Annotated in this window: 25 protein-coding genes; 14 read left to right on the forward strand and 11 right to left on the reverse strand. The window is 37.0% G+C overall.

What is annotated here, in order from left to right:
* Positions 1-12: 12 nt before the first annotated feature.
* Positions 13-207, reverse strand: a complete 195-nt coding sequence (locus QPL79_RS08605) for a hypothetical protein (RefSeq protein ID WP_285274408.1) — start codon at positions 205-207, stop codon at positions 13-15.
* Positions 208-632: 425 nt separating this feature from the next.
* Between QPL79_RS08605 and QPL79_RS08610 the strand changes: the two genes are divergently transcribed.
* A complete protein-coding gene (locus QPL79_RS08610; protein WP_285274409.1) occupies positions 633-1,637 on the forward strand; it encodes a DUF7343 domain-containing protein in 1,005 nt (334 codons plus the stop codon).
* 126 nt (positions 1,638-1,763) lie between these two features.
* On the forward strand, positions 1,764-2,462 hold the full coding sequence (locus QPL79_RS08615) for a peroxiredoxin (RefSeq protein WP_285274410.1): 699 nt from the start codon (positions 1,764-1,766) through the stop codon (positions 2,460-2,462).
* A 17-nt stretch (positions 2,463-2,479) separates the two neighbouring features.
* Here the strand turns inward: QPL79_RS08615 and QPL79_RS08620 are convergent, their stop codons facing one another.
* The 3 genes from QPL79_RS08620 to QPL79_RS08630 are packed head-to-tail and all read right to left on the reverse strand — an operon-like array spanning position 2,480 to position 6,357.
* A complete protein-coding gene (locus tag QPL79_RS08620) occupies positions 2,480-3,703 on the reverse strand; it encodes an Nre family DNA repair protein (protein WP_285274411.1) in 1,224 nt (407 codons plus the stop codon).
* A gap of 30 nt (positions 3,704-3,733) precedes the next feature.
* Positions 3,734-4,816 carry a radical SAM protein gene (locus QPL79_RS08625; protein ID WP_285274412.1) on the reverse strand — a complete coding sequence of 361 codons (1,083 nt, stop codon included), beginning with the start codon at positions 4,814-4,816 and terminating at the stop codon, positions 3,734-3,736.
* A gap of 44 nt (positions 4,817-4,860) precedes the next feature.
* Positions 4,861-6,357, reverse strand: coding sequence for an alpha-L-fucosidase (locus tag QPL79_RS08630; protein WP_285274413.1), 1,497 nt, complete (start codon positions 6,355-6,357; stop codon positions 4,861-4,863).
* A 284-nt stretch (positions 6,358-6,641) separates the two neighbouring features.
* On the opposite strand from QPL79_RS08630, the gene QPL79_RS08635 reads away from it, so the two are divergent.
* Positions 6,642-6,986, forward strand: a complete 345-nt coding sequence (locus QPL79_RS08635) for an NADH-quinone oxidoreductase subunit B family protein (RefSeq protein WP_285274440.1) — start codon at positions 6,642-6,644, stop codon at positions 6,984-6,986.
* Positions 6,979-7,638, forward strand: a complete 660-nt coding sequence (locus QPL79_RS08640; protein WP_285274414.1) for a proton-conducting transporter transmembrane domain-containing protein — start codon at positions 6,979-6,981, stop codon at positions 7,636-7,638. The genes QPL79_RS08635 and QPL79_RS08640 overlap by 8 nt, the downstream gene beginning before the upstream one ends.
* 46 nt (positions 7,639-7,684) lie before the next feature.
* Here QPL79_RS08640 and QPL79_RS08645 read toward each other — a convergent pair whose 3' ends face one another.
* Positions 7,685-8,551, reverse strand: coding sequence for a DMT family transporter (locus QPL79_RS08645; RefSeq protein WP_285274415.1), 867 nt, complete (start codon positions 8,549-8,551; stop codon positions 7,685-7,687).
* A gap of 184 nt (positions 8,552-8,735) precedes the next feature.
* Here QPL79_RS08645 and QPL79_RS08650 point away from each other — a divergent pair, with 184 nt between their 5' ends.
* Positions 8,736-9,746, forward strand: a complete 1,011-nt coding sequence (locus QPL79_RS08650) for a nucleotidyltransferase domain-containing protein (protein ID WP_285274416.1) — start codon at positions 8,736-8,738, stop codon at positions 9,744-9,746.
* Between the two features lie 70 nt (positions 9,747-9,816).
* A complete protein-coding gene (gene fae, locus QPL79_RS08655; protein ID WP_285274417.1) occupies positions 9,817-10,329 on the forward strand; it encodes a formaldehyde-activating enzyme in 513 nt (170 codons plus the stop codon).
* A gap of 13 nt (positions 10,330-10,342) precedes the next feature.
* On the opposite strand, the gene moaC is transcribed toward fae, so the two are convergent.
* Entirely contained in the window at positions 10,343-10,795 is a 453-nt protein-coding gene (moaC, locus tag QPL79_RS08660) for a cyclic pyranopterin monophosphate synthase MoaC (protein WP_285274418.1), read from the reverse strand.
* 42 nt (positions 10,796-10,837) lie between these two features.
* Between moaC and QPL79_RS08665 the strand changes: the two genes are divergently transcribed.
* The 4 genes from QPL79_RS08665 to QPL79_RS08680 all read left to right on the forward strand — a co-directional run bounded on the left by QPL79_RS08665 (position 10,838) and on the right by QPL79_RS08680 (position 12,677).
* Positions 10,838-11,332, forward strand: a complete 495-nt coding sequence (locus QPL79_RS08665) for a hypothetical protein (protein ID WP_285274419.1) — start codon at positions 10,838-10,840, stop codon at positions 11,330-11,332.
* A gap of 117 nt (positions 11,333-11,449) precedes the next feature.
* Entirely contained in the window at positions 11,450-11,767 is a 318-nt protein-coding gene (locus QPL79_RS08670) for a hypothetical protein (protein WP_285274420.1), read from the forward strand.
* A gap of 302 nt (positions 11,768-12,069) precedes the next feature.
* Positions 12,070-12,294 (forward strand): type II toxin-antitoxin system VapB family antitoxin, encoded by a 225-nt coding sequence (gene vapB, locus QPL79_RS08675; RefSeq protein ID WP_285274421.1) that lies wholly within the window; start codon positions 12,070-12,072, stop codon positions 12,292-12,294.
* Entirely contained in the window at positions 12,291-12,677 is a 387-nt protein-coding gene (locus QPL79_RS08680; protein WP_285274422.1) for a type II toxin-antitoxin system VapC family toxin, read from the forward strand. The genes vapB and QPL79_RS08680 overlap by 4 nt, the downstream gene beginning before the upstream one ends.
* A 51-nt stretch (positions 12,678-12,728) precedes the next feature.
* Here the strand turns inward: QPL79_RS08680 and QPL79_RS08685 are convergent, their stop codons facing one another.
* Positions 12,729-13,295 (reverse strand): GNAT family N-acetyltransferase, encoded by a 567-nt coding sequence (locus QPL79_RS08685; protein WP_285274423.1) that lies wholly within the window; start codon positions 13,293-13,295, stop codon positions 12,729-12,731.
* A gap of 105 nt (positions 13,296-13,400) precedes the next feature.
* Here QPL79_RS08685 and QPL79_RS08690 point away from each other — a divergent pair, with 105 nt between their 5' ends.
* Both QPL79_RS08690 and QPL79_RS08695 read left to right on the forward strand, forming a co-directional pair.
* On the forward strand, positions 13,401-14,384 hold the full coding sequence (locus QPL79_RS08690) for a DNA double-strand break repair nuclease NurA (protein ID WP_285274424.1): 984 nt from the start codon (positions 13,401-13,403) through the stop codon (positions 14,382-14,384).
* A gap of 8 nt (positions 14,385-14,392) precedes the next feature.
* Positions 14,393-15,871, forward strand: a complete 1,479-nt coding sequence (locus QPL79_RS08695; RefSeq protein ID WP_285274425.1) for an ATP-binding protein — start codon at positions 14,393-14,395, stop codon at positions 15,869-15,871.
* Position 15,872: 1 nt separating this feature from the next.
* On the opposite strand, the gene QPL79_RS08700 is transcribed toward QPL79_RS08695, so the two are convergent.
* The 3 genes from QPL79_RS08700 to guaA all read right to left on the reverse strand — a co-directional run bounded on the left by QPL79_RS08700 (position 15,873) and on the right by guaA (position 19,096).
* The gene (locus tag QPL79_RS08700) at positions 15,873-16,502 is read right to left on the reverse strand and encodes a TATA-box-binding protein (protein ID WP_350309105.1); all 630 of its coding nucleotides are present in this window, start codon (positions 16,500-16,502) and stop codon (positions 15,873-15,875) included.
* Positions 16,503-16,663: 161 nt separating this feature from the next.
* Positions 16,664-17,431: a metallophosphoesterase gene (locus tag QPL79_RS08705; RefSeq protein ID WP_285274426.1), complete on the reverse strand. Its 768-nt coding sequence runs from the start codon at positions 17,429-17,431 to the stop codon at positions 16,664-16,666.
* A 102-nt stretch (positions 17,432-17,533) separates the two neighbouring features.
* Entirely contained in the window at positions 17,534-19,096 is a 1,563-nt protein-coding gene (gene guaA, locus QPL79_RS08710; RefSeq protein ID WP_285274427.1) for a glutamine-hydrolyzing GMP synthase, read from the reverse strand.
* Between the two features lie 327 nt (positions 19,097-19,423).
* On the opposite strand from guaA, the gene glnA reads away from it, so the two are divergent.
* Positions 19,424-20,809 carry a type I glutamate--ammonia ligase gene (glnA, locus tag QPL79_RS08715; RefSeq protein WP_438839358.1) on the forward strand — a complete coding sequence of 462 codons (1,386 nt, stop codon included), beginning with the start codon at positions 19,424-19,426 and terminating at the stop codon, positions 20,807-20,809.
* Between the two features lie 105 nt (positions 20,810-20,914).
* Positions 20,915-21,289, forward strand: coding sequence for a glutamate synthase-related protein (locus tag QPL79_RS08720; RefSeq protein ID WP_285274429.1), 375 nt, complete (start codon positions 20,915-20,917; stop codon positions 21,287-21,289).
* Between the two features lie 108 nt (positions 21,290-21,397).
* On the opposite strand, the gene QPL79_RS08725 is transcribed toward QPL79_RS08720, so the two are convergent.
* Positions 21,398-21,766 carry a hypothetical protein gene (locus QPL79_RS08725; protein ID WP_285274430.1) on the reverse strand — a complete coding sequence of 123 codons (369 nt, stop codon included), beginning with the start codon at positions 21,764-21,766 and terminating at the stop codon, positions 21,398-21,400.
* Positions 21,767-21,803: the final 37 nt, after the last annotated feature.

Raw genomic sequence — 21,803 nt, forward strand, 5'->3', positions numbered from 1 at the left:
TTAGCTAACAACTTATTCAATGATTCTTCTAGTAAATCTTACAACATTTTTTGGTATATCACCAACATTGAAAAACATGCACTCCTCAACACCATCTTTAAACAATTTATGTAAACTATTCACTAAAACAGCTACTGGACGCGAATTGCATATAGATGGTAGATTCCTCAAATCAACTTCCACAATCTTCTCTACACGTATTTTCATTCACAGTTACAAGAAAGTATTTTATAGAGTTGAAAATACTTGACTTTTTCATAAAGGGAGATAAATCTGAAAACTAGCAACTTTTTCTATGAAAAATAAAGTTTTTTGCATCAGTATTAAGATGATGAGTGCACGTCAGATTGATTAGTGGATGATAGAACAGCCGTATTCTGATTTTCTAAGAAGTAATGCTATGTTGATGAATTGACACTTTGTATTCAGAGCGTATGACGCACATCATTATTAGTTCAATCCGCGACCTCTTTCATCATCAATGTACAATAATAAGCAAATAGCTAAAAAGATTTTATACTCAACTTAGCATAAATTGTAGTGAGTGTTTTAGGATTCGTCAATGGAAAACCCCATCCAATAGAACAGAGATTAGAATCCAAAAATGGAATTGAAAGTTGAGGCTGTGTAGCATGAGTATTTACAAAAGTGTTCTAGACATTTTGTCTAGGCATCCAGATGGTGTTCCACAATCGTTTTTATATAGAGCCTTACCTGTTTCAAAATCGTATATAAGCATTGTTCTGAGAGAACTTGAGGAAAGAGGTGTTGTTTACAGAATAAGAATTGGTAACACATACATTGTTAGGCTTGCTAAGCCGTTTTCAAATAGATTCCATGGCAAGAAACTTGTTATAGGTGTTGTTTGGTCAAGTGAGTATCTTTTTCTTGGGCATTTCGCCAAGTTGCTTAGAAATGTTCTTTCAATGGATTTGGATGTGAAGGTGTATCCAAATGCTGTTTCAGCAACAGTTTCGCTTGCTCTTGGTGAGGTAGACGCTGTTTTGAGTCCTCTTATTACACAGCTTTACCTGTACCCAATTCTAAAGAGTTTTAAAATTGTTGGTGGTGGTGCAAGTGGTGGTGGATTCATATATGAAGTGAGTAGTGGTGTAGGTGATGCTGTAGCTTCTAGTGAAATGTCTACAATGGATTTGTGTAGAGCTGTTGCAACCGAGAAGAAAGTTATTGACACAAGAAATGTTGTGTACTTTAGCAATCCACAGCAACCAATAGAAATTGTGAAAAAGAAAAGTGCGAAATATATTGTTGCATGGCATCCAATAACACATGAAATAGAGAAGCTCAGCACTAAAATGATTGCTGATTGTTTTGAATTTGAGGAAATCAAACACTGTTGCACACTGGCAATATCGAATAGCATACCTCTGGAAACAGTAGACAAGATTGCAAATATTTATAGAAAAGCGATGAACGATTTCAGAAAAGAACCTGAAAAATTCCTCGATTGGTACTCCACCACAACAGGAATAGAAATAAGCTTGCTAAAGAAGGCTTTGAGTATATACCAATACAATGAATACATTGATCGCAAAAACATAGACAAGCTCTTGCAATTCATAAACATAAAAATTCCGCATATAAGCAAATTAGAAGAAGTTTTTGTTCAAATATAGTTTTTCTAATTACGTTGATCCGTTAAAAATTTGCCTATGTAAAAAGTTTTAAATATTCATTTAGTTTTTCACTATAGAAAAATTTATTTTTCAAAGAACCAAAATAATATTTTAGAGGTGCAAAATATGGAAATTAAAACCGCTCTTCAAATCGGAATGAAATTTCCAGAAATGGTTGTTGTAACAAACCATGGTCCAAAGAAGCTACCAGATGACTACAAGGGTAAGTGGCTTGTGCTATTCAGTCACCCAGCAGACTTCACACCAGTGTGTACAACAGAATTTGTTGCTTTTACTAAGAGGTATGAGGATTTCAAAAAACTTAATGCAGAGCTTTTGGGCTTAAGTGTTGATAGCACTTTTGCTCATATTAAATGGGTTGAGTGGATAAAGGAAAAACTTGGTGTAGAAATACCGTTTCCAATAATAGCTGATCCAACTGGGGAGGTTGCTTCAAAACTTAACATGTTTCCTATTGGAGGAACACACACCATTAGAGCTGTGTTTATAGTTGATCCAAATGGTGTTATAAGAGCAATGTTATACTATCCAGCTGAAGCTGGTAGAAACATAGATGAGATTCTTAGACTATTAAAAGTGCTTCAAGTAAGCGATAAGTATGGTGTTGCCCTACCTGCTAACTGGCCAAACAATGAGATAGTTGGTGAAAGAGCTATTGTACCACCAGCAACAACAGTTTCAGAGGCGCAAGAGAGATTGATGAAGTATCAGTGCTTTGACTGGTGGTTCTGTCATAGAGAAATCCCGAGAGAGGAGGCTGAGGAGGCTAGAAAATTCCTTGAGAGAGCAGCCAAAAAGGTCTAAGCCAAAAGCTTTTATGATTATCTGAAATTGAAGTATAAATCCAGTTTTTTATTTTTCAATAAAAATGTTAAAAGCCTTGACTTTTTAACCCATGTTTTAGAACCTAGAGCAGAGTATTTATCAACTATTTTGAGTGCTTCCTCCAAACTGCTAACTCTATATGGTTGCTGACTATACATTGCTCTTAGCTGCTCTCTAACAAACCAAACACCAATTGGTATGTCGAATCCTGGGTATATCTCTCTCAAAACAATTGCTATAGCTTGTCTAGATATTTTATTGAGATACTCAGCTGTTGCTAGTCTCGATGCATAGTAACATCCACCTATAGAAGCATAATCCTCTCTTGGTTTGAAAAACTCGTAGTCACCCTCAATAGCCACTTCCACACCACCTGGGTTCCATGTCGAGTTGGGAAACCACGCCTCCATCCACTCAAAGCTCCACTCACCAGGAACAAGTATGGATATAAACAAGTTCTTTGCATACATCCTCACAAAAACTTGTATTTCGCTCAAATGCTTGAAGAATCTTATTCTCTCGTTTATCAAATGCTTTGAGATGATATCATCAACAGCTGTTATAGCCCATCTAGTTGGCACAAGCCTTCTTCTCTTAGCATTACCCAGTGCTCCAACACTAAAAATTTTCTGTATTTGCGAAACAGGAACACCACCTCTGTAAAGCTCGATAACAGCATCAGTTGCTGATACATCAACATCGCTATACACCCTCTCAACGACTCTGGCTGTTGAAGGCATTGAAACTATTTTCAGTTTCTCAATAGGTGCTCTAGGCCCCATTGGAGGCTCATACTCACTAAAGCTGAAACCAGTTGGTTTTTTAGCAAACTTCATCTCAATATCAACAGGTCTCAAAACAAGAACAAGTTGCTGAAGATCTTGAACAAATCTGTCATCAACATTTTTAACACTAACAGTTTTCCTACCAAGAAATAGGCCAAGCCTCATAGAAACTATATCATCAATTGGCTTAGAAACCCACAACTCTGGAAAATCATAAATAGATGTTTCCCCAGTTTCCATAGGGGCCATGGGACCTGCAAAAACAGTTGGATAACCAATTCTCCCAACAAAAATGGATGGAGGAGAAGAGCCGAAGAGCTCATCAGAAACCTTAGCAACTTTATATAATACCCTAGTCTTTGCAAGAATAGGGCAATATGCTTTGCCACAAAGGTATTTTGTGCCTCTACATAAAACACATAGGCTACTACTCATAGCAGCTCCTACTCAAATTAATTTCAACACTTAAACAATTTTTAAATAGTGGTCACCAAAACTATTATGGATTCTAACCTCAGATTTCAATGGCTTTGCAATGTATATACCATCCTCATTAGATATAATCTCTACCCTCAGCTTTTTACCAGCAATGTTTTCAACCCACTGAATACCAGCAACAGTTATTGTTGTATCAAAATCTTTGTCAACAGCTATAACCTCATTCCTTAGCCAACCAGGAGAAACAATTATAACTTCTAATGCATCGCCTTTTCTATACTTTATTGGATATCTCTTTGCAGGTTTTATACCAAAGTCAAGCTTCTTATAGTATAGATTAACACCATATTTTTTCTCCAAACGCTCAAGAAACTTTCTAAACACACTCCAAGAAACATCTTTCACACCTGGAATCTTTCTACCATACTTGTGAATCTCATACTTTTGAATACCAAAAGGTGGAAAAACCTTTCCAACACCTACCCTAAGACCCCACTCAATAATTTTCTCGATATCCTCATCGTTTACTCCTGGAATCCAAACAGGTGTTAGGTGAACATCTATTTTAGTATTTTTAACAATGTACTCAACAATCTCCATAACCTTCTCCGGATTGTACCAGGATACGCCTTGAAGCATTCTACTCTTTTGAGGATCTAGAGAATCTATGCTTATATTCAGTCTATCTAAACCAGCATTGTCTAGAGAGTCTATAAGGTTTTTTGTTAATGTATACCCCCTACTCTCCATGGCCACCCTCGGAAAAATCTTCTTGAGCTCTGCAACAATGTCAACAATTCTTGGATGTGTGGGAGGCTCACCAACACCATCAATAAGAGCTTCTAGAACATCACCTTTAACATCTCTAACATGCTTTGCCCACTTAACCAAATGCCTCCAATCAACAACGTACTCAGATTGCCTATGAACAGATTTTGGACCTGCGTCAACACTACAAAAAATACAGTTATATGGGCATATAGTTGTTGGTCTTATCTGCAAAACATTTGTTCCTCTATCAATAACACCAAATGCTATGTGACCAACAAGAGGAATATCATCAATATAGATGTAGTATCTATTCACTGTTTTGCCTATTAGCTTTGGCATTAAACACCATTACCAAAACTGTTAACTAGAAAAAAATCTTTTGTTTATCCTTCGCTAATTAGAATTCTTAGAACTACAGGTTTCTTCATTCTTGCAACACTTGGTATTTTCACTCTCAGCCCATCCTCAGTCATGCTCCAATCAATTTTACCTTCAAAATTTGGTATATCAACATGGATAATGTGTCCATCAACTTGCTTGAAAAGCTTTAGTGAAAACTCTTGCTGTGGCTCACCCAGTATAGTTGCATATACTATCTCCTTTAGCGGATATGCATGCTTAGCTGTATACCTTATGTCACTACCTGTGAAAATAAGTTTTCTCTCTGTGAAGAATCCGCCCTCAACTTTTGTTGGTCCTTCACCAAATGATTTCCATGGTTTTGAGCCATAGACTGCTTCTCCATATGTTTCAAGCCAATCCCCAATTCTAAAGAGAATTCTCTTTTGCTCTTCTGGTATTGTTCCATCTGGTTTAGGCCCTATGTTTAGTAGAAACACACCGTTTTTACTAACAACATCTATCATGTGCTGTACTATTGTTTCTGGTGTTTTGTACTCAGCATTCTTTATATAGCCCCACGACCTATAGTCAACAGATGTGTCTGCTAGCCATGGATATTCCTGAAGAGTTTCAACAGTGCCTCTCTCAGCCAAGTCAGGCACAGCTGTACCGTCTTTGAAAGCACCATGCTTATAGACTATAACAGGTTCTATGCCCCAGCTCTCACATCTGTTGTAGTAGTATGCTGCAAATGCTTGGAGATATGGCTCAAAAGCTGGGTTTGCTATCCACCAATCAAAATACACTATCCAAGGTCTGTACTTCTCAACAACTTCAACAATTCTTAGAAGCCAGTCCATTAAAAAGCTTTGATCTGGAGGAACATTGTTTGGCGATGGAGGAGCTCTAGGATCTAAAGAAGCTGGTTTTGCAGGACCATAGAGATCAAAGTACTTCGGGTCTTTAACATCAGACTCTATTCTTGTTCCTGTCTCGAAAAACCACCAGTGCTCAGCTCTGTGATACGATACACCAAATATTAGCCCCCTATTCTCAACAGCTAGCTTAAGCTCCTTCACAATATCTCTCTTAGGACCAATTCTAGCTGCACACCACCTTGTGTAGCTGGAATCCCAAAGAGCAAAACCATCATGATGCTCAGCAACAAGAACAACAAATTTTGCACCAGCTCTTTCAAATGTTTTTGCCCATTCATCAGGATCCCAATTCTCAGCTGTAAACATTGGAATAAAGTCTTTGTATCCAAATTCTGTGTGAGGCCCAAAGTTCTTTATATGATACTCGTACTCTGGTCTAGAAGGATCATACATGTTTCTTGGGTACCACTCATTTCCAAAAGCAGGAACAGAGTAAGCACCCCAGTGAATGAATATACCAAACTTTGAATCGGTAAACCACTTAGGTGCTTTGTATCCCTTTAATGAATCCCAAGATGGTTGAAAAGGTCCTTTGGTAGGAGCTGGAATACTTGCCAAAATTTTGAATGGATTAGACATTTTTGCAATTCCAAGTTTCATAACTAATTTTGATTTAATAAGTTTTGCTGAAAATCTTATTCAAGTAAATTACTCATTAAAGTATTGTTTGTAGTAATAGGTGAAAAATAATGGAACAATGTAAGTAGTACTGATCTTTGTGATTATAATCCAACACTTTTAGCCTTTTTTGGAATAGGAAGTATCTCTGACTAAAATTGTTCATCAGCAGTTAAATGATTATGGGAGTGATTAAATGAGTTACTTTAGACGAAAAAGCATTTTGGGTTTACCACTTCAACTCGGGTGGATGCAATGGATGTGATATAGAGTTTGTTGCTGCCTTAACTCCTAAATACGATGTTGAGAGGCCGGGTGTTCAACTAGTTTCTAGTCCTAGACATGCTGATGTTTTGGTTGTTAAAGGGCCTATTACAACTTTAACAGTTCGCCCACTTAGAATCATATATGAGCAAATACCTGAGCCAAAGAAGGTTATTGCGTTTGGCACATGTGCTTGCTCTGGAGGGGTTTTTGATGGGGGTTATAATGTTATTGGTGGAGTGGATAAAGTTATTCCTGTCGATGTGAAAATACCTGGTTGCCCAGCTCATCCAGGGGTTCTTCTAGAGGCTTTAGCTAAATTAGCAGGTGTGAAAAGCAGTGGGTAGTGGAATAATATCGAGTAAGATCTATGTTAATGCGGAGAGCCTTGGTGAGGAAATAGAAAAGTTTATGCATCAGGGATTTAACCATCTCATAACGATTACAGCTATGGATAGAAAAACATATATTGAGCTAATTTATCATTTAAGCAATTTGCAAGGGAAGGTGCAACATCTATCAGTTAGAATAAGCAAGGGAAAAACCAGTGATGCCAGATATTTCAAATATTATTCCAGGTGCAAAGATTTTGTCTTTATATTGGTTAGTGTACTGAAAAAACTTTACTCAACTGCAGATATTAGGGAACTTCAGAAGGTAGATTCAGAGAATGGATTTTTAAAATTTGTATTTGCAGTTTCAATGCTTGGATTAGCTGGGATGCCACCATTTATTTCCTTCTGGGCTGAGTTTTACATGAGTTTAGGACTACTTGCAGCAAGCACATTAATTGGTGTATCCTTTTTAATGCTATTGATATTAAAAGCATCTGTATTAGTGCTAACAACATTTATTTTTGCTGGTAGTAGTAGTAAATCGAAAAACCATGTAAAAACACCTTTAATTTCAATTGGCGCAGCTCTTGCACTAAACATTTTAATGATTATTCTCTTCCCATTTTACCAACAGATAATGGAACACTTCATTGCAAAAACATGACAACGCTTTGCTCTATTTGCATCTAGCCCATTTCTATACGCATAATTCATAAATATGTTATTGCAACACCCAATGTCACAGCAATTGATCCTGCAATGTTTCTCATCGATATTTTTTCATGTGATATTGTTTTTGTTGTAATTTGTGATATAACCGGTGTTAAAGCTGTTGCTATAGCAGCTAGTGATGCACCCATTACACTAATTGCATATATGTATAGATACATTCCTATGGTCCACCCCAGAACACCTGTTATTGTAGCAGCTTTCATCACATCTCCCACAAGCTCTTTGCTATACCAACCCTCAACACCATAGCCAACTAGCAGCAAAGACAAGGCTATTATTATTAGCCTAACTGCCGTAAGAACTACCACATCCGGAATATAGCGAAGACTTATTTTAACCAATACTGTTCCCAGCCCCCATGCAACAGCTGTTCCAAGACCTGCTAAAAATCCAATACTCATCTCCTTTACACCAACAACTTTGCTATGCTCTTTGCCAGAAACACTAATTGCTATACCCATAAAAGCTATGAAGGCTCCAGCAACTGTTTTCAAACCCACAATCTCATTAGCTAGAATACGAGAAAATATTTGAGTGAAGAAAATATATGTATAGCTTATTGTAACAGCTAGTGAACCGCCTATTGTCTTAATTGATAAAGCATATAGAGAATCCCCTATACCAGGCCCAATTATTGCTGACAATGCAATAACAATCCATGCAAGTAAATCAAGCTCTAAACTTGTGTTCCTAGAGAAAAGCAGGGGAAGCAAAGGTATTAAAGCTATTGAAGCTCTAATACCTGTGAAGGTTAATGGCTTAATAGCTCTACCATACCTCGATATAACAGCTGGGTTGAAACTCCACAAAAGAGATGCTGTTACTATTGCTATGATTCCCCACATAAGCATCACTACATGATAGGCTCTACAGCCATGTTGCAAGCCTAAAAACCTTCTATATTGTGTTCAACATGGGTTATAACTTAGATTACAACTAGTTTTTAATCACAAGTGCTATGAAAAACTAATACCCTAAATTCATTAAGTGAAATTGAAAGCACTAAGCGAATTGTGGAAGGTGTTTAAAATGGTGTTTGACATTGTTGAAGGGTTTTACATGATTTTGAAAGACAAGTCTATTTTCTATGCCAAGGGTGTTTCACATCCACCGAAAAAGCTGGTTGCTTTTCCAAAGTATGTTCCTAGCCCTAGTGGTGATAGAGTTCACAGCTCTGGATTTAGATACTTGAAGATTCCCGGTGTTGATGCTGAAATGGATTATGTTAAGAAGCATTATCCACACTATATTGTGTATGATGATTATTTCTGTAGATCTGTTCCAATGATTCCTCTAAGCGATGTTGAAATGGTTTTGAATCCAGTTGAAAAAGCTAAGGAGATTTTGAATTCTACAAGAGTTGTTGATAGTGTTATTAATGATATTAGAGATTTTCTAGTGCTAGCTTCTGAAATTGGGGGTGTTAGAAACATTGGTGTTTCAGGTTCTGTGTTAGCTGGGTTACATAAAAGTGATTCTGATATTGATATTGTTGTTTATGGCTTTGAAGACTCCATTAAAATGTATAGATTTTTGAGTGATGCGATTAATGATTGTAATTTGGGTTTCTCCAAATACTCTAGAGAATCTCTTCACAAACTCTACAGAGAGAGAATTGCTGAAACACCAATACCATTTGAAAAATTTGTTGAGGTAGAGTCTAGAAGGGTTTTGGAGGGCTTCTTCAAAGGAAGAGAATACTTTGTTAGACTAGTTAAAGAACCTGATAAAGATGATGTTTACGGTGTTTACAAATGTAGAAAAATTGGTGTAGCAACACTAAGGCTTAGAATTGAAGATGACTCACAAGCAATTTACACTCCATGCAGATACAAAGTGCATGTTGAAGACGTTGTAAGTGGTGTTAAGACTAATGTTGAAGAGGTTTACAGTCTTAGGGGAAGATTCAACGAAATTGCTAAAAAAGGTGAAGTTGCATTGGCCAGAGGTTCTGTAGAGCTTCTAGAGTATGGAAGTGGTATGCAAAAATACAGACTCTACATAGGAGACCCTGGGGACTTTATCTATCCAATAAGATAATTTAGTAATTAAAGCAATTAAACTATAGATTTTTATTCAAAAAGAGGTTATAGTATTCTAGGGTGAACCCATGCCCAAAATCGGTATAAGATTTGGAGAAGCTCTAGTTGGTGAAGAACCTGAGATTGCCCACATAGATTTGATAATTGGCGATAAGGATGGGCCTGCTGGAATAGGATTTGCATTTGGCTTAGCACATCAAACATATGGGCATACAAAACTCTTTGCTGTGCTAACCCCGAATCTACTGGTAAAGCCAGTTACTTTGCTTGTTCCAAAGGTAACTATAAAGAATCTTAAACAAGCTGAGCTTGTCTTTGGAGCTGCTCAATATGCTGTTGCAAAAGCTGTTGCAGATTCTGTTGCAGAAGGTGTGATTCCAAAGGATATTGTTGAAGATGTTGTTATAATATGTGGAGTCTTTGTTCATCCAGCAGCTAAAGACCCTGACAAAGTGTTTAAATACAATTATGAGGCTACAAAACTAGCTATTAAGAGGGCCATGGCTGGAGAACCAAAAATTGATGAGATTCTAGCTAAGAAAGATACTGTTGAGCATCCATTCTATAAACCTAAAAAGTAGCTCATAAACCAATTCAATATTTTTCAACATCTTTTTTCAACTTTTCAACAACTCTAATAAACTCTATAGCTGTGTATGGATATTGCCCATTCTCATTCTTTTCATACTTTTTAACCATGTCCCAAACATTTAGAAGAGCAATTGAAACAGCTGTCAATGCCTCCATTTCAGCACCTGTTCTCTCACGTGCTTTAACCAGTACCTCTATACAGAGTCTCTCATCTTCTAGCCAAATCCTTGGCTCCACATAATCTATTTTTATTGGGTGACAGAAGGGCAGTAGGATATGAGCTAGTTTTGCAGAAGATATTGCAACTATTGATGAAGCTGTTAAAACATCTCCTTTCTCAACCCCACCACTCCTAATCCTATCAATAGTTTCTTTTCTAAGCTTTATACACCCCATTGCAACAGCTTCTCTAAAAACATCTGGTTTACCACTAACATCAACCATTTTTGCAGACATAGACTTAAACCCTCTGCAACAATGCTTACTTTTGTGAAGAGCATGCTAATATCCTTTATAAATGCTAGAAATGGTCTACATCTTTTCGAATACCTCAAGAAGCTTGGATGTGTAATTGAGGAAGAAGCACACACAGTATTACCAGATTCATCAGAATATGGGTTATACACATGCAAAAAAGACAATGATATAAAAGCTGTTTTAGCTATGCACTACATAGACCATCACTATGCAGCACTAATGGAGCTTAGAGATGATGCAAGTGATAGAAAAGTTTTAGAGGCTTTGATAAAGGCTAAGCAAAAAGGCATTTGGATAGCACCTGTTGAGCCTGTGATTTACATGTCAAAAGATTATGAAATTGTGAAGAAACTTAGTATGAACTATTCAGATGAAATACCACCTGAATCAACAAAATATTTGGAGAAATACTTTAAAATACAAACAAAGTGGAAAAATTTCATCGAAGATATCATAATCAGTTTAATTAAGTTTGCTGAAAATATTAGAAATGCTAACGACTTTATTGAGATTTAATTTTTGAGATTTGAATTTAAGAAAAAGGCTTTATGTAAAAAATTTATATGTGAAAAATTTAAAAGTTTTAGACGTGATAAATCTAATTAGAGAGGTTTAATTAGGGCGAAAAGAGCTTTGAGTCAAAGTAGTATTCAAACACTACTGGATGTAGCTAAAGAGATATGTCTAAAATACAATGTGCTATGCATTAATATTAAAGATTCAACAGAATCTGAAAAATTATTAATGTTATCGATGACGTGGATTGAAAACTTTTTCTATATAGATCCACAGATATGTATCACAGATTTTGATTGCGTTGAGAGCTTAATTAAAATGCATAAAGAGGTTTTTGAATATGCCCAGAGAGGAGAGTACATAATTAATTTAGATAAGGAAAGATTTTTAGAAGCAGTTGAAAAACTTCTCAAGCTGAGTCAGAACCAAGGCTAAGTAAATCATTTTTCAAAAAATCTATATTCACTAAAACAGCTATTATCAACTTGTCAATACCATTCTTATCATAGCTATAGATTTATGGGGATTAATATAATATTTAGGATATGTCGAAGCTTAGAACACTTAGCATTGATGATTTTGAAATGTGTTGAGAAGTTTCAAACTGTTTTCAGAGTAAATGTATACGGCAAAATTTGTTAGAGTTGCTACGAATATTTTTCTAAAGCTCATCTACGAATATGTAGACCTAAAATGTTTATATATTTTGTAGCTATGTATTGTTTATGGTGTAAGTAGTGAGTGTTGTGATAAGTGTTAGAGTTAGGGAAGATGTTAAGAAGTTTTTAGAGGAAAGTGGTATAGATGTGTCTGAGGAGATTAGAAGATTTCTGGAAGAACTCTATATTAAGGTTAAGATGAGGAAATACATTGATAAATGGGATAGGTTGCTAGATAGTGTAAAGCCTAGTGAGAAGGGTTTTTCAGTAGAATCTGTGAGGGGGGATCGTGAGAGTCATTGACTCTTCTGCTTTGGGTTAGGTATTTTAGTCGTGAAGAAAATTGGGAGAAGGTTAGGGAAATAATGCTTCAAGGTGTTATCTCACTAGATCTTGCTGTTAAGGAGCTTGCAAATGCCTTGTGGAAGAAGGTTCGTAGAGGGGAAATGAATTTTGAAGTTGCTAAAACAATTCTTAGGGATATTACTGAGGAAAAGCCCATTCCTATTGAATATGAGGAGAAGTATCTAAGTAGAGCGTTTGAGATAGCTATGGAAAATGGTTTAACTATATACGATTCACTTTTCATAGTATTTGCCATGGAGAAAGGTTTGGAGCTTGTAACATGTGATGAAAATCAAGCGAGAATTGCACGAAAACTAGGGGTTAAGGTACTTGTCCTTTAATATTTATATCGACAAAAGCTTTTATCATTTTAGCCAATCTAAAATTGCAGATTAGTGGATTTTTCTAAGCATTTTCCATGGCTTGTAGCACAGCTCTCTCCATATGTAATCTGCAACAACTTTGTTTATGTTTTGCGATGCGATATACTCTAAGTTTATAGCTCCTTTATACAAAACAATGTCGTCTTCATAGGAGCAAGTAATTTTCTCAACAAATTCAGCTACATCCTCACTAAGATGCTCAAAAGGTATTTCAATATAGCCCAAATCCCTAAACATTTTTCTCGATGGAAAATTACTTCTTTGTGTAGTTGCTATATACAGTCTGTTTTCCAGTAAATACTCAACTGATGATACAAGAGCTTTTCCTACACCCATTCCTCTATACTCTTCAACAACAGCTATATAGTACATTGCAGCTAGTTTAATTGGATAGGTTGAGGCTTCGTAAAATACTATAGCCCCTATTTCAGTATTGTTGTTTAGTGCTACTAGTGCTCTGCATAAACCTATTTCTACGCATGTTGATGCAAAGTATGAGTGGTACCACCCCATATAATTCATGAAAATGTTTCTAACAGTATCAACACATTCTTTGCCACATTCAATTATCTGCACTTTCAACACACCTCATATATTTTCGGCTATCTCTCTCCTTTATAACCTTCTACTCGATTAAGATACTACAGTAGTAACTCGCAAATATTACCATGGCTGATAAATGTGCTTTCACAAGCTCTAGACCTTGTGCTTACAAGTTTTGGCATTATTAGAAGTAAAGTTGATGAGGTAATAAGCTTTGATGTAGCTAAGAATGTTAAGTCTCAGTGGATTTTCTTTAAAGCTTTTCAAAATCCATATCAGAAAAGATTCAGAGTTTCAGCAATTGATAGTGGCTATAACTATAGAGAGTTTAGGGGGTATGCTCTATACATTCAAAACACTGTTTGGGTTGCTATTGATGTTGATGGAAGCGAGTCTAGCAGTGGTGTTGTGGATATAGATGTTACATCTAGTAGCAATATAGACTATGAGCTATCCCTTCTTTCAACTATAAGAGAAATGGATTCTGTATGCAATCTTGTTAATAATTTCGACATTGTTTTAGTTGATGGGAGTTTAATAGCTGTATTCTCCAAGATTAGAAGAGCATTGCTTGATGGAGGTGGGGAATTGTTACAATCAAAAAATATGAATATTAAGGATTCTCTAAACAATTTCCTAATAACACTTTCTCTATACCCAAGCAAAATAGTGTTTATTTCAAAGAATTCAACAGCAAAAGATGTTCTTGGACTTGTTAAAGGGGATATATACTACTTTGAAAGATACACTGATGGCTTACCTGGATATACAAAGCCACTGGATCTCACAAAGTCTAGGCACATAGGTATTGCAGCTGCTGCTAAAACCTTTAGCCACACAATCAAGAATGTAACAGGGTTGAGCAGCACAATATACATGTCTTATGTTAGATTTGAGCCCTTCTCCAGAATATACAGAGTTGAGTTTGTTAGTGAAAAAGGTGAGGATGTGGAGCAGAGAATTAGGCATTTGATAAACACTTTATCGTCATATATTGTTGCTGGCTACCCCTACCCACTTATGAGAGCAGATCAAATAGCGCGTATTAGTTATGATGATGTTGATAGGGTTGCTATTGTTCTTGGCATTTCCTCTGACCCCTATGATAGAGAGCCTCTGTAGGTGATGCAATGACTTTTCAAAAACTTGTTGAGTTTAAGAATTCTGTAGAGTATGAGGTTGTTGGCTATGTTGTTGGAGAGTCTAAGCCATACAAAGCAGAGATTCTGGCTTTTAGACCTCTTGCAATGGGTGAGTATCTTTACATGGAGTACCATGGGTATAGGGTATTAGCATTTGTTGCAACATCAATTACTGGAAGCACTATTATATCAAGAGATCTTATTGATCCAAGAGATGTTGAGAGACTTGTTAAAAGTGTTAGAGTTGGTGAAAGGCTCTTTTATCACAGAGGTGTTGTGAAGATTCTTGGCTCTGTAAATAGTGATGGCTATAAGCTTCAGATACCCTCTATACCTCCTCCACCAGGGACAGAGGTTTATAAAGCACCTAAAACAGTTCTTGAATCTGTTTTTAGCCCAAGAAAACGTAATTATGTTGGTGTTGGAGTTCTTTTGAGAGAACCTGAAGTGGAGGTTAAGGTCAATATAAACAAGATTGTTTCTAGGCATTTAGGCATACTTGCGATGACCGGTATGGGGAAAAGCAATCTTGTTGCCTTAATAGCTAAAAGAGTTGAGGAGCTTGGTGGAACCATAGTTATTTTTGATTATCATGGCGAGTACACATCGCTTAAAAACATTGTTTTGATAAAACCTGTTCTAGATCCCCTCAAACTTACATTAGATGAGCTTGCAAGGCTATTGAATATTCCGAGAAATGCAACTAGGCAGAGAATGGTTTTAAAGGAGTGTTTAGATTCAACAGATTTTGGTTCTGCTAAAGAGTTTTTCAACTCTATGAAGAGATGTGTACAAGGTAGAATAGCAAGATATGGTGCTTCAGCTCAAAAAGTTTTGGATTCTCTAAATGTTTACGAAGGTTTTTTGAAGAAGGTGCTGAAGGAGGATACAGGTGATGTTATAGAGAGAATAGCTATTGGCTCTATAAACGTTGTTGATTTAAGCGAGCTTCACTTAAATCATGCAGATGCTGTTATAGCACATTGGCTCTCAAGACTTTTAGAGGCTAGAAAAGCAAGTGTGTGGAGCAATGGTGAAAAAGGTTTTCCAACACCCCTAATAGCAGTTATAGAAGAAGCTCATGTGTTTCTACCAGCAGACGATGAAACATCTACAAAATCTAGTGCTTCACTAGTTGTTAGAGAGGGTAGAAAATTTGGACTGGGGCTTGTGGTGGTATCTCAAAGACCCAGAGGACTTGATCCAACAATTCTTAGTCAACTAGGCAACTTAGCAATTCTCAGAATTGTTCATCCAGAAGACCAAGCATATGTTGCTAGATATTGTGAACCTGTTATGCAGGATGTTATGGAGGAACTACCTGGTTTAAATGTTGGTGAAGCTATTTTGCTTGGTGAATGGGTTCCAATACCAGCTGCAGCAAAAATTGATTTGGTAAGCGAAAAAGTTAGTGGAATGGATATTGACGCTGTTGCTATTTGGGGTTCGTATCTCAACAAAAAGTAGATTATATCTCTAAATCCTTCAAAGTTAGTTTTCTTCTACCTCTCCCACTTTCTATACTTTCTAGCTCTTCACTAATGATCTCCTCTTCCCTCTTCACCTCTCTCAAACAACCAAGATCCTTAAGCTTTGTATACACATTTCTAACAGCTAGAAACACCTCATCCTCGCTTTTAGCACCAGTAATAACCATTTTTCCACTACTGAAAATCAGCAAAACAACATGGGGATCACTCATTCTGTATATTAGCCCTGGGAACTGCTCTGGTTCATACATGGTGTTTTCAAGTAGAAACGCAACTTTTTCCAGCATAACCTCAGAACCTATGTTTGCAGATGCAACAATGTTTTGTATTTGTATTCTTGGTTTCGATGTTATTGTTACATAGTATTTGAGAAGCATTTTTATTATTTTCTTCACAGCTCTGATAAGCATTGGAGTGCTTTTAGCACCTGTAACAACCATTCTACCAGATCTAAACACAAGTGCTGTAACCTTTGGATTATCTAGTCTAAGTACAAGACCTGGAAACTGCTCTGGGTCATACTCAACGTTGGGAAGCACCTTGTCCAAGTAGTCCAAATCTATGTTTTGTCCTATGGACACTGTTGCAACTATGTTTTCAACTTTCACATTTATAAATGGATTGTTTAGATCTAGGAGATACTTCTCATAAAATTGTTTATAGTAGGAATCTAGAGATGAAATAATCTCACTCTCAATCCAAATTTTTAAACTTAGGCTTATATACTCTTTACCGGGTTTATAAGCTCTTTTTAAATTCATGGCAAAGACTAGAACATTGCAAGAAGATCCTCAATAGCAGAAAGTGTTGGAAGTTCAAACAAACCCTCATTCTCAACAATTGCAAATGGCTTAGCCTCTTTCAAAACACCATAACCTCTTATTATTGGGGATAGGTAGCTTTCAGTAGATGTTGAAACAGATGTCCCACTTTGATAAGCACCTGCTGCAGGCAAGACAATTGCTGTTGAGCCATTTTGAAGTGGTATTTTTAGAAAGCATTGAAGCTTTGTTACAGCATCTGTTATCGGATCTTTCAACACGATACTTGGATGCTCATGACCCATAATCAGAAGATGGAAGCTGTTTTCTAAATCAATGTTTTTGTGGCCATGAACAAACAAAGTGTTTCCCACTTTGATAGATTCGTAAAACTCTATTCCATATCTTTGGGAAAGAGAATATATGAAGTTGTCATGATTACCTCTAACAAGAACTACTCTACCAAACTTTTTCTTAACATAAACAAGAAATTCGTGCAAATCTCTAGACTCTCTTCTACCAAGCTTATCAAAAAGATGCTTAACATCACCAACAATAATTAGAGTATCTGCATTCACAGTGTTTAAAGCTTTTTCAATAATATCAATTGCCTTGCTTAGCTGCATTCTTGGAACATAAACTCCTTTTGTAGCCATGTACTCCTCAAAACCGAGATGAATATCAGCAACAACCAGCGCCTTTAAATCACTAGACACAAAATATGCTACAGGAAGGTCATCAACTCCATAAACACCACTATAAATCTCGTAAAGCATGCACACACCTACTGAAAATAGCAGTTAAGTGTATTTTTATTGCTGCAAAATCTGGATAGTGCTTAACATGCTAAAATGTTTTAGAGTAATAAAGCTTTGTTTTCAGCAAGGCTCTATAGTTGATGGTGGCTTTGACGATATTGCATATGTGACCATGGTTACATCAGGTATTTCACGAGTTATCCTATTGGAGATTCTCTCAAGAAGCTCCAAAGATGCTTTAAACCAGTCTGCTGTCATGCCATCTTCGCTTACAACAATTCTTATTGTTACTATGTAGCCTAGCTGCCTCTTATCACCCTTTACACCAACCCACTTATCATCCCCAACAACAGCAAAAGCTTGCCAAATGTCTTGGTAAAGACCCTCCTTCCTAAGCTCCTCCTCAACAATCTTCGAGGCTTTTCTAACAATCCCCAGCTTCTCTTCAGTTACTTCACCAATTATTCTAACAGCTAGTCCAGGTCCCGGGAATGGGTGTCTCAATGCCCATTCCCTAGGAACTCCAAGCTCTATTGCAAGTGCTCTAACCTCATCTTTGTAGAGATATTTGATAGGCTCTAAAACCCTTAGATTCAACCACTTGGGTAATCCAGCAACATTGTGATGACTTTTGATTTTATCTGCTCCAACAACAGCTCCACTCTCAATAACATCTGGATATGTTGTTCCCTGGGCAAGCCACTTTATGTTTTTATCGCTTTCCGCAATATCCTTGAATATTTTTGCGAATAGCTCTCCAATTATCTTCCTCTTCTCCTCACAGTCTTTAACACCTTTGAGAGCATTTAGAAATGTTTGTGAAGCATCTATGTATATAGGATTTATACCCAGTTTTTTGAGTGTGTTGAGAACTTCAACATCTTCACCTTCTCTCAAAAGCCCATGATTAACAAACACAGCAACAAGTCTATCGCCAATAGCTTTTCTTAAAAGCATTGCAGTTACTGTTGAGTCTATCCCCCCACTTACAGCACACAAAACCTTCTCATCTTCCCCAACCATCGATCTAATATCGCTTACTATTTTCTCAACTATGTTACCCGGGCTCCAGGTTTGCTTAGCTTTTGCAATACCAACAACAAAATTCTCTATAAGCTTTCTACCCTTTGGAGTGTGAGAAACTTCTGGATGAAACTGCACACCATAGACAGGCTTATCAACAAGTTTGAATGCCGCTATATAGCCTGTTTCAACTGATTTTGCCAATACAACAGCTTTTTCCCTGGGTATATCAGCAACATAGTCACTGTGAGACATCCAAACATATTCCCTCTTACCCCAGCCACTAAACAGCTCATCACTATTAACAATCTCTATATTTGTTTTGCCATATTCGCCAACACCCCTCTCAATTCTACCACCAATTAGATAAGCCAAAAGCTGGTGACCATAGCAAATACCGAGAACAGGTATGCCAACATCTAAAATCCAATTGCCAATCATTGGAGGATTGGGAGAGGATACTAAACTGCTTGGACCACCTGAAAGAATCACCGCCTTTGGCTTAACACTTTCAACAACATCCATGGAAAACTCCGTATAGTTAACAATTTCGCTATAAACTCTAAGCTCTCTAACTCTTCTAGCTATCAAATGAGCATATTGACCACCAAAATTAACTATGATAACAGTGTCAAATTCTTTGAATGGTGCCCAGCTCATTGCTGCTCAACTCCAATATAATTTTCATAAAACAAGGTCTAAAAATGTGTTGTTAGTTTTGCTATGTTAAAAATCAATTAGTTTCATTTTCAACAAGATTTTTATAGACAGAGAAGCTAATTTTTCTCAGAAACTCAGCAACACTCTAGCTATTAAGATTGTGATTATTTGTGTACAAATGTTCATGTAATAGCAATGATTTTGCTACACTTGTTCAGCATGATTCCTTAAAACAATTGAAAATATGTTGAAACATGTTTTACTTGTTTTTTACAGGTAAAAATATATTTAGAGCTGTATAAATGGGTTGTAATAAGGTAAAGCATGATGAGTGAGGATGTTATTGAGAAGATGGATAAGCTTAAAGTGAAGTGGGTGAATCTACAATTTACGGATGTTGTAGGTATTTTACGCCAAGTTACTGTGTCAAGAAGATTGTTAACTCATGAAGCTTTTGAGAATGGTCTTGGAAAACTTGATGGAAGTAGTGTTAAAGGGTTTACAGGTATTGAGGAAAGTGATCTTAATTTAAAGCCTATTAAAGAAACTTTTGCTGTTATTCCATGGCTTGATGGAGTTGGTAGAATGATTTGCGCTGTGTATAGAGGTGATGCCAGATTCCCAAAGGATCCTAGATACGCTGCTGAAGCTTTAGACTCAATGCTTAAAAGCAACGACTTGAAAGCTTTTGTTTCGCCAGAGCTAGAATTCTTCATATTTGATAAAGTTACAGTTGCTATAGATACTTGGAAACAAATTGTTGAAATTTCGAGTTCGGAGGGTCACTGGATATCCTCAGCACCATTCAATGCGCTAAAGGAGGGTTACTACGTCACCTACCCAAATGACAAGTTTGAGAAGCTGAAGAAAAGCATTGGAGAAACTTTAGAAAACTTCTTTGGTATAGCAGTTGAGGTGTTTCACCATGAAGTTGCAGGTGCTTCTCAACACGAAATAAACTTCAGAGGTGGTGATGTTACCAGTACTGCTGATGCAGTTCAGACAGTGAAATATGTTGTTAAGGCTATTGCTAGTAAAGAGGGATATATAGCAACATTCATGCCAAAACCTCTCTACGGAGACAATGGATCTGGTATGCATGTTCATGTAAGTATTTGGAGAAATGGGGAGAATCTATTCTATGACCCAAGCGACGAGTATGCTGGGTTAAGCCAGTATGCAAGATATTTCATAGGAGGTTTGATAGAGCATGGAAGAGCATTATCAGCAATTGTAAGCCCAACTGTAAACAGTTATAAGAGGCTTGTTCCAGGCTATGAAGCTCCAGTCTATTTGGTGTGGAGCAAGGCAAATAGAAGTGCTGCTATAAGAGTTCCTGCATACCACAAGTTCAACAACAATTCTAAGAGAATAGAATATAGACCACCAGACCCAACAGCAAATCCATATCTAGCACTTTCAGCAATTGTGTTAGCAGGCTTGGATGGAGTCAAGAAGAAAATAGATCCTGGGGATCCGGTAGACGAGAACGTGTATAAAATGGATCCGCGTAGAAGAAAAGAGCTTGGAATAAAAGAGCTTCCAAGATCATTGGACGAGGCATTAGATGAGCTGGAAACAGATAACGAGTGGCTAAAACCCATCTATTCAAATGAATTAATAGAGACATATATAGAGCTGAAAAGAGAGGAGGTTAGGAAGTTACAGTCATACCCATCACCAGTGGAGATATTTACATACATAAACTATTAAACATCTCTATACATTTCTATACATAAATACATAATAAGAATTTGTTAAACATGTTTGCATTAACAACTCTGATAGGTAAGTATTTTAAAGAGGAGGACTTGTAACATGTGCAGTGCTGACATAGCTGAGCTCGTAGCTCTTGGAGCTGATGCTGTTGCCATTGGAACTCCGGTTTTGGTTGCCATGGGATGCACTATGTGTGGTCTTTGCAACACGGGTAGATGCCTCTATGGAATAGCAACGCAAAACCCTGCTCTGAGGAAGAGACTAGATATAGAGAAGACTGCTAAAGCCGTAGAAAATCTTTTACATTCAATGATAAAAGAGCTTTGCATGTTCACACAGCTTGCTGGAAAGACATCGCCTAGGGGATTAGAGAAAGAAGATCTTAGAGCATTAACAGTAGAAGCATCTCTCATGGCTGGAATAAAGCTAGCTGGATTAGAGAATGTGCCAAGTAAATGCTTAGACATTAGTTAACATGTTTCATTATAGCGTAGGATACGCAAAATAAATTTCGTTTAATAACAATGAATTAAAAATGAATATTGTTGATGGTTGTTTTAATGAGGCTTTCAGTGATAAAGCTTACCGCGCTGTTTTCGTAATTTGCTTCTCAACAGCAATTCTCTTTACTTCTGGAACCTTGGCCAAGTATTTCTGAACCAGGATTATACCGCTCCACATGGCAACAACTGCAACACTCATTGCTGTTCCAGCTACAGCTATTTCATGTAGTGCTGTTGCCCATTCTTCTGGAGTCTTCATTGCTGTGAGGAATGGTGGCCATGGAGTTATCTCTCCATGCCATAGATGCTCAAATGCTAGTAGTATTGCTCCTCCCCATAGCATTGCCTCTAAAAGTCCTAGGTTAAGTTTTTGGCTAATACCCTTAAACACTCTTCTCGCTATTGAAACTATTATGGCTAAAGCTGTTGGTGCTAGGAAGCATGCCATGTTGTGCACACCAAAAATTTTTATTCTGCACCTAGTA

This window comes from Ignisphaera cupida, from assembly GCF_030186535.1.
Taxonomy (GTDB): Archaea; Thermoproteota; Thermoprotei_A; order Sulfolobales; family Ignisphaeraceae; genus Ignisphaera; species Ignisphaera cupida.

Coding starts and splice junctions, on each gene's coding strand:
- QPL79_RS08605 (WP_285274408.1), bottom strand. CDS start 207: ATGAAAATACGTGTAGAGAAGATTGTGGAAGTTGATTTGAGGAATCTA.
- QPL79_RS08610 (WP_285274409.1), top strand. CDS start 633: ATGAGTATTTACAAAAGTGTTCTAGACATTTTGTCTAGGCATCCAGAT.
- QPL79_RS08615 (WP_285274410.1), top strand. CDS start 1,764: ATGGAAATTAAAACCGCTCTTCAAATCGGAATGAAATTTCCAGAAATG.
- QPL79_RS08620 (WP_285274411.1), bottom strand. CDS start 3,703: ATGAGTAGTAGCCTATGTGTTTTATGTAGAGGCACAAAATACCTTTGT.
- QPL79_RS08625 (WP_285274412.1), bottom strand. CDS start 4,816: ATGCCAAAGCTAATAGGCAAAACAGTGAATAGATACTACATCTATATT.
- QPL79_RS08630 (WP_285274413.1), bottom strand. CDS start 6,357: ATGAAACTTGGAATTGCAAAAATGTCTAATCCATTCAAAATTTTGGCA.
- QPL79_RS08645 (WP_285274415.1), bottom strand. CDS start 8,551: ATGTGGGGAATCATAGCAATAGTAACAGCATCTCTTTTGTGGAGTTTC.
- QPL79_RS08650 (WP_285274416.1), top strand. CDS start 8,736: ATGGTGTTTGACATTGTTGAAGGGTTTTACATGATTTTGAAAGACAAG.
- fae (WP_285274417.1), top strand. CDS start 9,817: ATGCCCAAAATCGGTATAAGATTTGGAGAAGCTCTAGTTGGTGAAGAA.
- moaC (WP_285274418.1), bottom strand. CDS start 10,795: ATGTCTGCAAAAATGGTTGATGTTAGTGGTAAACCAGATGTTTTTAGA.
- QPL79_RS08665 (WP_285274419.1), top strand. CDS start 10,838: ATGCTAATATCCTTTATAAATGCTAGAAATGGTCTACATCTTTTCGAA.
- QPL79_RS08695 (WP_285274425.1), top strand. CDS start 14,393: ATGACTTTTCAAAAACTTGTTGAGTTTAAGAATTCTGTAGAGTATGAG.
- QPL79_RS08705 (WP_285274426.1), bottom strand. CDS start 17,431: ATGCTTTACGAGATTTATAGTGGTGTTTATGGAGTTGATGACCTTCCT.
- guaA (WP_285274427.1), bottom strand. CDS start 19,096: ATGAGCTGGGCACCATTCAAAGAATTTGACACTGTTATCATAGTTAAT.
- glnA (WP_438839358.1), top strand. CDS start 19,424: ATGAGTGAGGATGTTATTGAGAAGATGGATAAGCTTAAAGTGAAGTGG.
- QPL79_RS08720 (WP_285274429.1), top strand. CDS start 20,915: ATGTGCAGTGCTGACATAGCTGAGCTCGTAGCTCTTGGAGCTGATGCT.
- QPL79_RS08725 (WP_285274430.1), bottom strand. CDS start 21,766: ATGGCATGCTTCCTAGCACCAACAGCTTTAGCCATAATAGTTTCAATA.